Below are 13,900 nucleotides of genomic sequence, written 5' to 3'. Positions count from 1 at the left end.
CAGTGTAGCACAACTTTTGTTGTGCAGATCAAAGTTTTTAACTTTTTGCAAACATCCAGAAGATGCTTGCAAAAAGAAAAAAGCCAGAAGGCTTTTTTCTTTGATCTTGGCGGAAACGGAGGGATTCGAACCCTCGATGAGGCTCTACACCCCATACTCCCTTAGCAGGGGAGCACCTTCGGCCACTCGGTCACGTTTCCGCAATAACGCTATTGTAAGCAGCTTTTTGGGCCGCTTTGACGAAGTTGCGAAAATTATTCGCTTTTGTCCAGACCGAAGGCCGTGTGCAGGGCGCGCACGGCCAGCTCCAGGTACTTCTCGTCGATGACGACCGAGGTCTTGATCTCGGAGGTGGAGATCATCTGGATGTTCACGTTCTCCTTGCTCAGCGCACGGAACATGGTGGATGCCACACCCACATGGCTGCGCATGCCGATACCGACAATGCTGACCTTGGCGATGTTGGGGTTGCCCACCACTTCGGCAGCGCCCAGGGCAGGCACCACTTTTTCACGCAGCAGGTCCATGGCACGCTGGTAGTCGCCCTGGCTGACGGTGAAGGAGAAGTCGGTCTTACCTTCCTTGGAGATGTTCTGGATGATCACATCCACTTCGATGTTGGCATCTGCCACAGGACCCAGGATGGCAGCCGCCACGCCGGGGGTGTCGGGCACGCCGAGCACGGAGATCTTGGCTTCGCCGCGGTTGAAAGCGATGCCGGATACGACGGCCTTTTCCATTTTTTCGTCTTCCTCAAAAGTAATCAGCGTGCCGGACTTGGCCTCTTCTTCCAGATCGATGTCCCAGGGCGTGAAGCTCGAGAGCACGCGCATGGGCACCTTGTACTTGCCGGCAAACTCCACCGAACGGATCTGCAGCACCTTGGAGCCCAGGCTGGCCATTTCCAACATCTCTTCAAAGCTCACCGTGGTCAGGCGCTTGGCAGCAGCCACCACACGGGGGTCGGTGGTGTAGACACCATCCACATCGGTATAGATCAGGCATTCGGCAGCCTTCATGGCAGCCGCCACGGCCACAGCCGAGGTATCCGAGCCGCCACGACCCAAGGTGGTGATGTTGCCGTCGGGATCGATCCCCTGGAAGCCGGTGACGATCACGACACGGCCGGCTTCCAGATCGGCGCGCACGCGGGCGTCGTCGATGGATTCGATGCGGGCCTTGGTGAAGCTGCTGTCGGTGCGCACGGGCACTTGCCAGCCGGCGTAGCTGACCGACTCCATGCCTTCCGCCTGCAGCGCAATGGCCAGCAGTGCCGAGGAGGCCTGCTCACCAGTTGCCGCCAGCATGTCCAGCTCACGGTAGTACGAAGTCTTGGGGCTGTTGGGCGCCAGCTCGCTGGCCAGACCCAGCAAACGGTTGGTTTCGCCACTCATGGCGCTGGGAACCACCACCATTTGGTGGCCGGCCCGAGCCCACTTGGCCACGCGCTTGGCGACGTTGCGGATGCGCTCGGGAGAGCCCATCGAGGTGCCGCCGTATTTATGAACGATCAGTGCCATTGGATAACAGGGGTGACGAAACTGCAGGGTACGGCGCTGAATGAACGGTGTGCTGTTTTGGCGCGCCGCCGGATTTCGTACTTCAGATAAGTGGACCAAAACTCAGGGATTGTACCAACCGAGCCGCGCGCCTTCTCTCACCACAAACCCGCATCCCACCTTGATATGGATGCGGTGGCCTCGCGTAGTGCAATGGCGGATCTGCCGCAGCAGCTCCTGGAGCTGCGCCGCCGACGGCGTGGCGCCGTGAAACTGCAGCAGCCACTGGCGCAGCACGTGGGCCTGGCGCTCGGGCGGCAACGCCTGCACCGCCTTGATCTGTGGTGGAACCCCCACAGTCTGCAGATCGGCCTGCGCCTGGGCCGCCAGCACCTGCTGGGCCTGGGCCGCGTGCTGGCTGCTGCGTGCAAAAGTGTCGCGAAACTGGGGAAACACCTGCTCCAGCACCGGCAGCAGCTGCTGGCGGATGCGGTTGCGGGTGTAGCGCAGATCGGTGTTGCTGGGATCTTCCACCCAGCCCTCGCCCCGGTCGGCCAGCCACTGGCGGACATCAGCCCCGGCCACCTGCAGCAGCGGCCGGTGCCAGTCCAGCCCGGCCCGCTGCCAGTGCCGGGGCATGGCCGCCAGGCCCGGCAGGCCGGCGCCACGGGACAAGGCCAGCAGCAGCGTCTCCACCTGGTCATCCGCATGCTGGGCCAGGGCGATGCTGGCCATGGGCCGATCGAAGGCGTGCAGCGCATGCTCGGTCAGCGCGGCATAGCGGTGGCGGCGGGCCGCATCTTCGGGACTGTCCCCCGGCGCAGGGCGCGCATCCACCTGCACCACCGCCAGCGGCACCTGCAGGCGTTCACAGGTGGCGCGGCAATGTGCGGCAAAACCATCGGCCGCGGCCTGCAAGCCATGGTGCACATGGATGGCATAGACCTGCCCGGGCCAGCGCTGCGCACAGGCCTGCAGCAGCGCAGAGGAATCCGCCCCGCCACTGTAGGCCACGGCCAGAGGCAGCGCGGGAGCAAAAGCCGCCATGGCAAAGTCGACCGACTGCGTCATGCGCCGCCTCCCTCGCCAGGCACCCGTACCACCGGGTTATGGCAGCCCTGGCCCACCCGTTCATCGGGCCAGGGGCTCGGCGCCGCTTTTTCTGCGCAAGAAAAATGGCCCCGCAGGGCCATGGTCAAGGCGGTGTGCACAGCGTGCCCGTCCGTCATTGCCGTGCCAGCGGTTTAGCTGGCCTTGGTGTCGGTGAAGCGACCATAGCTTTGCAGGCGCTCGTAGCGGCGGTCCTGCAGCTCCTTGGGCTTCAGGTCCGACAGCTGGCGCCAGGCATCGGCCAGGGCACGCTTGAGGAACGATGCCATCTGCTTGGGGTCACGGTGACCGCCACCCACCGGTTCGTTCACGATCTTGTCCACCAGGCCCAGGGCCTTCAGGCGGTGGGCGGTGATGCCCATGGCTTCGGCGGCTTCCGACGCCTTTTCGCCGGTCTTCCACAGAATGGAAGCGCAGCCTTCGGGGCTGATCACGGAGTACACCGAGTACTGCAGCATCAGCACCTGGTCGGCCACGGCAATGGCCAGCGCGCCACCCGAGCCACCTTCACCGATGATGGTGGTGATGATGGGGGTCTGCAGCTGGGCCATCTCGAAGATGTTGCGGCCGATGGCTTCGGACTGGCCGCGCTCTTCCGCATCGATGCCGGGGAAGGCTCCGGGCGTGTCCACAAAGGTGAACACCGGCAGGTGGAACTTCTCGGCCGTCTTCATCAGACGCAGGGCCTTGCGGTAGCCCTCGGGGCGGGTCATGCCGAAGTTGCGCAGCGCGCGCTCCTTGGTGTCACGGCCCTTCTGGTGGCCGATGACCATGCAAGGCTGACCATTGAAGCGTGCCAGACCGCCGATGATGGACTTGTCATCCGAAAAATGGCGGTCGCCGTGCATTTCGACAAAGTCGGTGAAGCACTCGCGCACATAGTCCAGCGTGTAAGGGCGCTCCGGATGGCGCGCGATCTTGGTGATCTGCCAGGGCGACAGATCGCTGTAGATGTCCTTGGTGAGCTGCTGGCTCTTCTTGCTCAGCTGGTCGATTTCTTCCGAAATATCGACAGCGCTTTCGGTCTGCACATAACGCAGCTCTTCGATCTTGGCTTCGAGTTCCGCGATGGGCTGTTCGAAGTCCAGAAAAGTCTTTTTCGCCAAAATTATTCTCCTTGTCCCGGCCACGCCAAGGGGCCTATGGAACGTATCAATAGGTCACAGGCTGCGGGTCGAGCGAGCGCCAAATATACCAAGTTGCCACGCTGCACCAGGGTTTCCAGGCCTCAGCGACTTCACGGACATCGCTGCGGCTGACGGCTTCGCCCGAGAAATAGTTCTCGCTGATGCCCTTGAGCAGGCCGGCGTCGTCCAGCGGCAGCACATTCGGACGCAGCAGGTAGAACATCAGGAACATCTCGGCCGTCCAACGGCCGATGCCACGGATGGCGGTCAGCTCGGCAATGATGGATTCGTCATCCATCTCGCCCCAGGCGTCCACATGCAGACGGTCTTCGGTGAAGTGCACGGCCAGGTCCACCAGATAGTCCACCTTGCGGGCAGACAGACCGGCGACACGCATGTCGTCCACCTTCAGGCGCAGCAACTGGGCGGGCGTGAGCCCTTCGGGCAGCAGCGCCAGCAGTTTTTTCCATTGGGCAGAGGCCGACTTGGCCGCCACCTGCTGGCCCACGATGGAGCGCGCCAGCGTCACGAACGCGTCGCCGTGCGCCATCAGCGCTTCACCGGGGTATTGGGGGATCAGGCGGCGCAGCACCCGGTCTTTCTTGACCAGGTGTTTGCACGCCTCTGCCCAGTAGGCCGCAGCATGCTGCGGCGGCACGGGCAGTTCTTTCGGAGAGGGAGCCATGGGAGTTGTCCTGCGCCCTTACTGGGCGGCCTCCCAGGTGGTGCCCGCTGCGGAGTCCTTGAGCACGATGCCCTGCTCCAGCAGCGCCTTGCGGATGCGGTCGGCCTCGGCCCAGTTCTTGTCGGCCTTGGCGGCAGCGCGCGCGGCGATCTGCGCCTCAACGGCGGCCGCGTCCACCCCTTCGGTGCCGGCCTGCAAGAATTTCTGCGGGTCGTCCTGCAGCAGGCCCAGCACACCGCCCAGCGCCTTCAGCAGACCAGCCACTTCCGACGACTTGCTGCGATTGACCTCGGCGGCCAGCTCGAACAGCACGGCCACCGCTTCGGGCGTGCCGAAGTCCTCGTCCATGGCGGCCTGGAAGCGCGCAGCATGGGCATTGCTCCAGTCGATCTGCACCGGCGCCGCCGCCACCAGACTCAGCGCCGTATACAAGCGCTTGAGGGCGCTGCGGGCATCGTCCAGGTGCACATCGCTGTAGTTCAGCGGACTGCGGTAGTGGCTGCGCACGACGAAGAAACGCACGGTTTCGGCGTCGTATTCCTTGAGCACATCGCGGATGGTGAAGAAATTGCCCAGCGACTTGGACATCTTCTCGTTGTCCACATTGATGAAGCCGTTGTGCATCCAGGTCGAGGCCAGCGGCTTGCCGGTGGCGCCTTCGCTCTGGGCAATCTCGTTCTCATGGTGGGGAAACTGCAGGTCCGCACCGCCACCATGGATGTCAAAACTTTCGCCCAGCAGCGCGCAGCCCATGGCCGAGCATTCGATATGCCAGCCGGGGCGGCCTTCGCCAAACGGGCTGGGCCATTTCACATCGGCCGGCTCTTCGGGCTTGGAGGACTTCCACAGCACAAAGTCCAGCGGATCGTGCTTGCCATCCTGCACGGCCACGCGCTCGCCCGCATTCAGCTCGTCCAGCGACTTGCCGGACAGCTTGCCGTAGCCAGGGAACTTGCGCACGGCGTAGTTCACATCGCCATTGCCGGCCTGGTAGGCCAGGCCTTTTTGCTGCAGCGTACCGATCATGCCCAGCATCTGCGGCACATAGTCGGTGGCGCGGGGTTCGTGGTCGGGGCGGGCAATGCCCAGCGCATCGGCGTCCTGGTGCAGGGCCGCAATCATGCGGTCCGTCAGGTTGCGGATGGTTTCGCCGTTTTCCACCGCACGCTTGATGATCTTGTCATCGATGTCGGTGATGTTGCGCACATAGGTCACGCGGTAACCGCTGGCACGCAGCCAGCGCTGGACCACGTCAAAGGCCACCATGGAGCGCGCATGGCCCAGGTGGCAGAGGTCGTATACGGTCATGCCGCACACATACATGCGGACATGGCCAGGCTCGATCGGCGAAAACGCTTGCAGTGCACGCGACAGCGTGTTGTAGATACGCAAACTCATCGGGAGGTGTGTCTCAATCACAGAGGGAGGGGAGAAAGCGGCAGGACGGTCCGGCCGCACATTCCCAGCAGCGCAAAAGGGGTGCCCTGGCGGCCTTTGCTGCGCACAGCGGCCCGACACCCCTCAGCTACAATGCGTCGCAGTATAAAGCCCCCCGTGCGGGGGTGCCCCCATCTCCTCGAAAGCACCTACTCCATGTTCATGCGCCGCTCTCCCTCCTCTGCCCTGCGCGCCTTGGCCGTGGCCGCCTTGCTGGCGGCAGGCGGCGCGGCCCAGGCTGACGACTACAGCGATGTCGCCAAGCTGGTGCGCGCCGGCAAGACCGCCGACGCCATTGCCAAGGCCGACCAGTACCTGGCCAGCAACCAGCGCGATCCGCAGATGCGCTTTCTGAAGGGCACGGCCCAGGTCGCGGCCGGCCAGACCGAAGAGGCGATCGCCACCTTCACGCTGCTGACCGAGGAATATCCCGAGCTGCCTGAGCCCTATAACAACCTGGCCGTGATCTATGCCGGCCAGAACCGCCTGGACCAGGCCCGCAACGCGCTGGAGATGGCCGTGCGCAACAACCCGAACTATGCGGTGGCGCACGAGAACCTGGGTGATATCTACACCCGCCTGGCGCAGCAGTCCTACACCCGTTCGCTGCAACTGAGCGGCAACAACGCCCCTCTCAAGCTCAAACTGTCCACACTGGGCGGTGTGCTGCAGCCCGCAGCCAAGTGATACCCCTTGGCGGGCGGACAACCGCCCCCAACTGACTGAACACCGCCAGCACCGGTGGCTGGCCGGCGCCCCGTGCGCTGCGCGCCCCTGCTGGCAGACTCCCTGCTTTTTTCGTTTGTTTGCCTTTTCGGAGCATTCCCATGTTTTCCCGTAGAAAAGTCGCTCTCACGCTTGCTGCATCTGTACTGACAGCAGGCATTTTTGCTGCGCCCACCTGGGCGCAGAACGGCCCTCCCCGTGTCAAGCTGGCCACCAGCCTGGGCGATATCGTGCTGGAGCTGAACCCCGGCGCCGCCCCCAAGACGGTGGAGAACTTCCTGCTGTACGTGAACGACAAGCACTACGACGGCACCATCTTTCACCGCGTGATCGACGGCTTCATGATCCAGGGCGGCGGCTTTACCGCCGACATGCAGCAAAAGACCACGCGGGCGCCCATCCCGCTGGAAGCCAAGAACGGCCTGAAGAACGACAAGTACACCATCGCCATGGCCCGTACCGGCAACCCCAACTCGGCCACGGCGCAGTTCTTCATCAACGTCGCCAACAACGACTCGCTCAACGCCCCCAAGCCCGACGGCTACGGCTATGCCGTGTTCGGCAAGGTGGTCGAAGGCACCGAGACCGTGGAGAAAATCCGCACGGTGATTACGGGCACCCGCGGCATGCACCAGAATGTGCCCACCACGCCGGTCACCATCTCCTCGGCCACCGTGCTGCGCTGACCCGCACCGGCATCCCCCCTCACCCCCTTTAGATTCAAGATTGGACACGCCATGAGCAACCCACAAGTCGAACTGCACATCACCATCAACGTGGCCGACACCGCCACCCCCGGCGTGATCACGCTGGAACTGGACGCAGTGAATGCCCCCAAGTCCACGGAAAACTTCCTGAACTACGTGAACCAAGGCTTCTACAACGGCACGATCTTCCATCGCGTGATCAAGAACTTCATGATCCAGGGCGGCGGCTTTGCGGCTGACATGAAGCAAAAGGAAACTGCGGCCCCCATCGAGAACGAAGCCAAGAACGGCCTGAAGAACGACAAGTACACCATCGCCATGGCCCGTACCAGCGATCCGCACAGCGCCACGGCCCAGTTCTTCATCAACACCGTGGACAACAGCTTCCTGAACCATACCGCCCCCACCGGCCAAGGCTGGGGCTATGCCGTGTTTGGCAAGGTGGTCAAGGGCGAAGACGTGATCGACGCCATCAAGAAGGTGCGCACCACCCGCAAGGGCTTCCACGATGACGTGCCTTTTGACGCCGTGGTGATCGACAAGGCCGTGGCCATCTGATCCCCCTGGGCCGCTGCGCGGCGTCCCTCCATGGGAGGAAAGCCCGTGTTGCGGGACAGCCCTTGCGGGCTGCCGCGCACATGGGCTCCGCCAGCTGCACAGGCTGGCGCGCAGCGGCCGGAATCACTGATTCTTCGAGTGAATTCAGATCCCCGTACGACCGTGCCCCCGGTGGCGCAGCTGCAGGCTGCGCCCACCTGGCGCACGGTCGATGTCATTTCGGACCTGCACCTGCAGCCCTCGGAGCCGCAGACCGTGCAGGCCTGGCGCGACTATCTGGCGCACACCCCCGCCGATGCCGTGTTCCTGCTGGGCGACCTGTTTGAAGTCTGGGTGGGCGACGACGCGCTGGATGAGCCGGGCAGCTTTGAGGCCGAATGCGCCGCAGTGCTGCAACAAGCCGCTGCACTGCGGCCGCTGTTCTTCATGGTCGGCAACCGCGACTTTCTGGCCGGCGATCTGCTGATGCAGCGCACCGGCATGACCGCCCTGGCCGACCCCACCGTGCTGGTCTGGGGCGAGCGCCACATCCTGTTCAGCCATGGCGATGCGCTGTGCCTGGACGATGTGGAGTACCAGCAGTTCCGCACCCTCTCACGCTCTGCCGCCTGGCAGCAGCAGGTGCTGGCCCAGCCGCTGGCCGTGCGCCGTGCCATCGGCAAATCCGCCCGCACGGAAAGCGAACAGCGCAAGCAGGCCGGCGCCCCCTACGCCGACGCCGATGCGCAGATGACCGCCACCTGGATGGATGCCGCCCAGGCCCACTGGCTGGTACACGGCCACACCCACCAGCCTGCCGACCATGCGCTGGACGGCCACCGCTGGCGCATTGTCACCAGCGACTGGCACATTGATGCCGACACCCAGCGCAGCGAAGTGCTGCGCCTGACCTCCGCCGGCTGGCAGCGCCTGTCTCCGCAGGCGGCCTGCGCCGGCTGAGGCATTGCATGGACTGGCAGCGCGTTCTCCCCGCCTGGGCCCGCCGCGCGGCCGTGCGCGCGGGTGCGCTGCCTCCCGCACCGGTACCGGTCGCGCTGTGGCAGTCCACCATCGCCACCTACCCCTTTCTGGGACGCCTCACGCTCGCCGAAGACGCCCACCTGCAACAGCTGGTGGCGCATTTCCTGCAGCACAAGGAGTTTTCCGGCGCCCATGGCCTGGTCATCACCGACGCCATGGCCGTGGCCATTGCCGCCCAGGCCTGCGTGCTGCTGCTGTATTTCGGCGAACCCGCTGACGCCCTGCGCTGGTACGACGACTTTGTCGGCATCGTCGTGCACGCGGACGATGTGGTGGCCCGCCGCAAGGTGGTGGACGAAGCGGGGGTGGTACACCACTACCGGGAAGAGCTGATGGGCGAAGCCATGGAAGGCGGCCCCGTCATGCTCAGCTGGGCCGCCGTGCAGCCCGGCCACGCCGCCCACGGCGGCCACACCAATGTGGTGATCCATGAATTCGCCCACAAGCTGGACATGCACGACGGCCACGCCAACGGCTGCCCGCCCTTGCCCAGGGGGTTCATGGGCCACACCAGTGCCAGCGCCGCCCGCCAGGCCTGGAGCGCCGTCTGGGGCGACGCCTACGAGCGCTTTCGCGATCTGGTCATTCGCCATGAACGCTTTGGCCAGCCGGCTCCCTGGCTGGATGCCTACGGGGCCGAAGCCCCGGCCGAGTTCTTTGCCGTGGCCTGTGAAGGCTACTGGGTGGACCGCGAACGCATGGCCGAGGAGCTGCCCACCGTGGTCCATGCGCTGGACGCCTTCTTTGGGCGACTGGCCCGCTGACGCTGACGGCCTGTGCGCAGCCGCAGTTCTGCCTGCGACCGGGTTACGACGCCCCGGCATGGCGCCAGGGCACAGCCGCGAAGCGCTCGCTGATCCACTCCCTGAACGCCGCCAAGGCCGCCGTCTGGTACTGCCCTGACGGGCGGACCAGATAGATGCCGCCGGCCTCGCCCAGCGTCCATTCGGGCAGCACACGCACCAGCGCCCCAGACTGCACGGCAGGCAGCAGATGCCAGTCGCTGCCCGCGACAATGCCTACCCCCTGCAGCGCCGCATGCAGCAACGCCTCGTTGTCATTGCTGCGCATGGAGCCGGTGACGCGCAGCGACTGGCGGGTCGGGGCAGCACCTTGCCGGACGGCCTGCACCAGGGTCCATTCCGGAAAGGACAGCAAGCCGGTATAGCCCAGGCAGTTGTGCCGGACCAGATCCGCCGGACTGGCAGGCGCCGGGCATCGCGCCAGGTAGGCGGCCGATGCGCACAGGATCCGGTACTGGTCGCACAGCCGCGTTGCCACCAGGCCGCTGTCGGGCAGATTGCCAATGCGGATGGCGGCGTCGAAACGCTCGCCCACCACATCCACGATGCGCTCGCTGTATTCCACCTCCAGCACCACCTCCGGGTAGGCCAGGGCAAAACCGGCCACCATGGGGCTGATCCAGCGCCGCCCCATGGTGGCAGGCAGGGCCAGGCGCAGCCGTCCGCGCACCTCGGTGGCTCCTTGCGCCGCTTCCCGTTCGGCATCCCGTATCCAACTGGCCGCCTGGCGCACCTTTTCCACCAATTGCAGACCTTCGCGGGTGAGACTCAGCCTGCGCGTGGTGCGCTCGACCAGGCGCACACCCAGCCTGCGTTCCAGCGCCTGGATCCGCTTAGACAGGACCGACGGATGGCGCTCCAGCACCCGGGCAGCAGCCGCAAACGAGTGCTGCTCCGACAGCGCCAGCAGGGTGGCGAGCTCGTCCGTGTGCTGGCTGTCGGGCATTTCCATGGCGTGCGTTGAGTGTGAATAGGTCAGGGGTTGAGAATGATCGCGCCTTGGGAGCGCCCATGTTCCAGGTCCGCATGCGCCACGGCCGCATCGGCCAGTGCGTAGCTTTTCCAGATCTGCGGCGTGAGTATGCCGCTGGCCACGGCGTCCAGCACATCCCGGGCCCGGCCCTGGTATTCCTCGGCGGACGCCGTGTGCGCCGCCAGGGAAGGCCGCGTCAGGAACAGCGAGCCCTTGGCATTGAGCACACCCACCTCGACGGCAGGCGGCAGCCCCGATGTGGCCCCGAACGACACCATCAGCCCGCGGGGGCGCAGGCAGTCCAGCGAGGCGGCAAACGTGTCCCGCCCAATGGGGTCGTACACCACATCCACCTTGCGCCCCTGCGTGGCCTGCGCCACCTGGGCCGCCAGGGTCTGCGCATCAAAGACAAAGACGGCATGGCAGCCGCTGGCCTCGGCCCGCGCCACGCTGGCCGCCTTGGACACCACACCCAGCACCTGCGCCCCCAGATGGCGGGCCCAGGCGCACAGCAACTGCCCCAGCGCCCCGGCGGCGCCATAGACCAGCACCGTGGAGCCCGGGCGAACCTGGCCGGTGGTCTTCAGCAGGTACTGGGCCGTGATGCCCTTGAACAGCACCGCTGCCGCGGCGTCGTTGCTGAGGGTGTCCGGCAGACGCACCAGCCGGTCCGCCGGAAACAGCCGTACACTGGCATAGGCCCCCAAAGGGCCGGTGGCGTAGGCCACCCTGTCCCCGACCTGCACGCTGGACACCCCAGCCCCCACCGCCGTCACCCGCCCCGCACCTTCCAACCCCAGTCCGGACGGTAGTGGGATGGGCACGGCCCCTTTGCGCTGGCTGACATCCAGCGGATTGACGCCGATGGACGTCTGCTCCAGACAGACTTCTCCCGGGCCGGGCGCTGCAAGCTCCATGCTCTCCAGCTGCATCACGTCAGGGGCTCCGGTGCTGTGCACACGAATGGCAATGGCCATGGCTGTTTCCTTCAATGGAATGAAAAAAGCCATGGTATTCATGCACATACAGCGCCACAATCCATGCAGATGCAGATCACCACTGCACCACATGCATTAATCAAAAGAGCCGCGGCGCCCCGGCTCGGGCACACGGCAGCGGCGCCTGCGGAGGCGACTGCAGTGGCCGTGGCAGATGCCGCCCACCCCCTCCTCTTTGGAGGAGGCTGTATGCCGCAATCTCATTCATAGAGTTGCAGCACATTGCCCACCACCCTGCTGCAGGCTGCTCCTGGGCGCCCGGGGTGTTCCTCTGCCTCCAGCACGCAGCCCTTCACTCAGGCATGGGCGATGCGATAGGCCATGGGCGTCATGCCGGTCACCTGGCGGAAAGCACGGATCAGACTGGCCTCGCTGGCAAAGCCCAGGTCCTCGGCAATCCGCTTCAGCGGTTGCCGGGTTTCACACAGGGCATCGGCCACCTGGCGCAGCTTGATGTGTCGCATCCACTGCGCGGCAGCCAGCCCGGTCTGCGCGTGCACCCGGCGTGCCAGGGTGCGCGGTGACACATGCAGCGTCTGGGCCAATGCCGCCAGACGCAGCTCGGCGGCAGCGGTGCGCTGCACCAGCATCCAGGCGCGTCGCAGGCTGTCGTCGGCCAGCCCCGTCAGCTCCAGGCCCGCGAACCGGGGATGCACCGCCGCCGGCCGGGGCAGCATCAACAGGTTCTGCAGGTCGCGCAGCTCGGCCGGCGCCAGCTGTGCAGCCAGGGCCTGCTGCATCAGCGGCACATAGCCGTGGGCACCGGCCGCCGTCAGCACCGCCCGCCCTTGCACCACGGCCTCGTCAAAGCGCCAGTCCACCCGGGGAAAGTGGGTGTGCAGCGCCTCGCGCAGCCACCAGGTGGCGGTGGCCGCCTCGCCGTGCAAACGCCCGCTGGCCGCCACCGGCACCACGCCGGCGCAATAGCTCCACAGCCGGGTCGCAGCAGGCAACTGCTGCAGGGCGCGCACCAGCGGGGCCAGTTGCTGCAAGGGGCGCTGCAGGTCGCTGGCGGACGACAGCCACAACCCGGGCACCAGCACCACATCGGCGGCCGCCGCGGCCAGCGTCACCGCAGGCTGCAACCCCGGCCCCTGCCAGGTCGGCACCGGCTGCAGGTCCACCCCGGCCCACACCAGCTCGTACAGCGTGCGCTGCGCGCGCAGGTTGGCGGCGCGCACCATGTCGGCCACGGCAAACAGGCCGCCCGGCATGCAGCCGGGGTACAGCAGCAAGGCCAGGCGCGTGGGCCTGGGTGGTGAAACGGACGGAGGCACAGTGCTTGGCATGAATTGCAAATAGATTGACCAATCTTGCCATTTTCAGCCACCTGGTGTCTGGGAACAATGCGGCCATATTCCCACCGCCAAGGCGTCTTCCATGCTCATCACCCACTTGCGCAATGCCACCATCGTTCTGGAGTTCGAAAGCCAGGGCCGCCCCGTCGGCCTGCTGGTCGACCCCATGCTGGCGGCCCGCGCCACCCTGCCCGCGCTGCGTTACCTGCGGCTCACCGGCAAGGCCCGGCAGCGCAATCCCATTGCCGAGCTGCCAGACAACACCGAAGCCGTGCTGGAACGTGTGACCCACGCCCTCATCACCCACTGCCAGCGCGGCCACTTCGACCACCTGGACCGCACCGGCAAGCGCTTTTTGCGCGAACGCCAGATTCCCGTGTTCTGCATGCCGCACGATGCCGCCTACCTGCGCCAGCGCGGTCTGCGGACGGTGGCACTGGAAGGCCCCGGGCGCCAGCCCTGGCCGCTGGGCGGGCAGATCACCCCGGTGCCCTGCGTGCACGGCCGGGGCTGGGTGGGTCGGTTGATGGAGCACGGCCACGGCTACCTGCTGGAGCTGCCGGGCAACCCGTCCGTCTACCTGGCGGGCGACACCGTGCTGACCCCCACCGTGCGTGACTGCCTGCAGCGGCTGCAGCCCGGTGTGGCCGTACTGCCCGCCGGCGGCGCCCGCTTTGACCTGGGTGGCGAGATTCTGATGGATGCCCACGACATGGTGCGGGCCGCAGCCTGCTGGCCCGGCCAGTTGGTGGTCAACCACCTGGAAGCGCTGGACCACTGCCCCACCACCCGTGCCCAGGTGCACGCGCTGGCGGCCGAACACGGACTGGGCGGTCGCCTGTGGGTGCCGGAAGATGGGGAGCCGCGCGTGTACACGGATACATGTGCCATCCCGGCACAGGACGTTGCAGGGCGGCCTGCCCTTGCGTCCGCGCAAGCGGCCTGATCCCCCTTCAGTG

Annotated in this window: 14 protein-coding genes and 1 tRNA gene; 6 read left to right on the top strand and 9 right to left on the bottom strand. The window is 65.8% G+C overall.

Annotated features, from left to right (window positions below; all coding sequences use genetic code 11):
- Positions 1-107: 107 nt before the first annotated feature.
- From QM470_RS13135 to cysS, 6 genes are all read right to left on the bottom strand, one after another.
- A tRNA-Ser gene (locus QM470_RS13135) sits at positions 108-200 on the bottom strand.
- A gap of 54 nt (positions 201-254) precedes the next feature.
- On the bottom strand, positions 255-1,520 hold the full coding sequence (locus tag QM470_RS13130; RefSeq protein WP_066538935.1) for an aspartate kinase: 1,266 nt from the start codon (positions 1,518-1,520) through the stop codon (positions 255-257).
- 102 nt (positions 1,521-1,622) lie between these two features.
- The gene (gene tilS, locus QM470_RS13125) at positions 1,623-2,570 is read right to left on the bottom strand and encodes a tRNA lysidine(34) synthetase TilS (protein WP_283339567.1); all 948 of its coding nucleotides are present in this window, start codon (positions 2,568-2,570) and stop codon (positions 1,623-1,625) included.
- A 173-nt stretch (positions 2,571-2,743) separates the two neighbouring features.
- Positions 2,744-3,715: an acetyl-CoA carboxylase carboxyltransferase subunit alpha gene (locus tag QM470_RS13120; RefSeq protein WP_066538942.1), complete on the bottom strand. Its 972-nt coding sequence runs from the start codon at positions 3,713-3,715 to the stop codon at positions 2,744-2,746.
- 46 nt (positions 3,716-3,761) lie between these two features.
- A complete protein-coding gene (locus QM470_RS13115; protein WP_066538943.1) occupies positions 3,762-4,421 on the bottom strand; it encodes a DNA-3-methyladenine glycosylase family protein in 660 nt (219 codons plus the stop codon).
- A gap of 18 nt (positions 4,422-4,439) precedes the next feature.
- Positions 4,440-5,819, bottom strand: a complete 1,380-nt coding sequence (cysS, locus tag QM470_RS13110) for a cysteine--tRNA ligase (RefSeq protein WP_283339566.1) — start codon at positions 5,817-5,819, stop codon at positions 4,440-4,442.
- 201 nt (positions 5,820-6,020) lie between these two features.
- Here cysS and QM470_RS13105 point away from each other — a divergent pair, with 201 nt between their 5' ends.
- The 5 genes from QM470_RS13105 (at position 6,021) to QM470_RS13085 (ending at position 9,633) form a co-directional block, all read left to right on the top strand.
- On the top strand, positions 6,021-6,545 hold the full coding sequence (locus tag QM470_RS13105; protein ID WP_306304386.1) for a tetratricopeptide repeat protein: 525 nt from the start codon (positions 6,021-6,023) through the stop codon (positions 6,543-6,545).
- 140 nt (positions 6,546-6,685) lie between these two features.
- A complete protein-coding gene (locus QM470_RS13100) occupies positions 6,686-7,270 on the top strand; it encodes a peptidylprolyl isomerase (RefSeq protein WP_283339565.1) in 585 nt (194 codons plus the stop codon).
- Positions 7,271-7,321: 51 nt separating this feature from the next.
- A complete protein-coding gene (locus tag QM470_RS13095; protein ID WP_280011866.1) occupies positions 7,322-7,849 on the top strand; it encodes a peptidylprolyl isomerase in 528 nt (175 codons plus the stop codon).
- Positions 7,850-7,987: 138 nt separating this feature from the next.
- Positions 7,988-8,788, top strand: coding sequence for a UDP-2,3-diacylglucosamine diphosphatase (locus QM470_RS13090; RefSeq protein ID WP_502846841.1), 801 nt, complete (start codon positions 7,988-7,990; stop codon positions 8,786-8,788).
- Positions 8,789-8,796: 8 nt separating this feature from the next.
- On the top strand, positions 8,797-9,633 hold the full coding sequence (locus tag QM470_RS13085) for a M90 family metallopeptidase (protein WP_283339564.1): 837 nt from the start codon (positions 8,797-8,799) through the stop codon (positions 9,631-9,633).
- Positions 9,634-9,676: 43 nt separating this feature from the next.
- Here the strand turns inward: QM470_RS13085 and QM470_RS13080 are convergent, their stop codons facing one another.
- The 3 genes from QM470_RS13080 to QM470_RS13070 all read right to left on the bottom strand — a co-directional run bounded on the left by QM470_RS13080 (position 9,677) and on the right by QM470_RS13070 (position 12,932).
- On the bottom strand, positions 9,677-10,624 hold the full coding sequence (locus QM470_RS13080) for a LysR family transcriptional regulator (RefSeq protein ID WP_283339563.1): 948 nt from the start codon (positions 10,622-10,624) through the stop codon (positions 9,677-9,679).
- Between the two features lie 23 nt (positions 10,625-10,647).
- Complete coding sequence (locus QM470_RS13075) at positions 10,648-11,622, bottom strand: quinone oxidoreductase family protein (protein ID WP_283339562.1); 975 nt, start codon at positions 11,620-11,622, stop codon at positions 10,648-10,650.
- 317 nt (positions 11,623-11,939) lie between these two features.
- On the bottom strand, positions 11,940-12,932 hold the full coding sequence (locus tag QM470_RS13070) for a helix-turn-helix domain-containing protein (RefSeq protein ID WP_283339561.1): 993 nt from the start codon (positions 12,930-12,932) through the stop codon (positions 11,940-11,942).
- A 91-nt stretch (positions 12,933-13,023) separates the two neighbouring features.
- Here QM470_RS13070 and QM470_RS13065 point away from each other — a divergent pair, with 91 nt between their 5' ends.
- Positions 13,024-13,887, top strand: a complete 864-nt coding sequence (locus QM470_RS13065; protein ID WP_283339560.1) for an MBL fold metallo-hydrolase — start codon at positions 13,024-13,026, stop codon at positions 13,885-13,887.
- Positions 13,888-13,900 lie beyond the last annotated feature (13 nt).

The organism is Comamonas sp. 17RB, from assembly GCF_030056555.1.
GTDB lineage: Bacteria > Pseudomonadota > Gammaproteobacteria > Burkholderiales > Burkholderiaceae_C > Comamonas > Comamonas terrigena.
The sequence above is the reverse complement of the archived record's forward strand: the minus strand, read 5'-3'. Positions and strand labels throughout refer to the sequence as shown.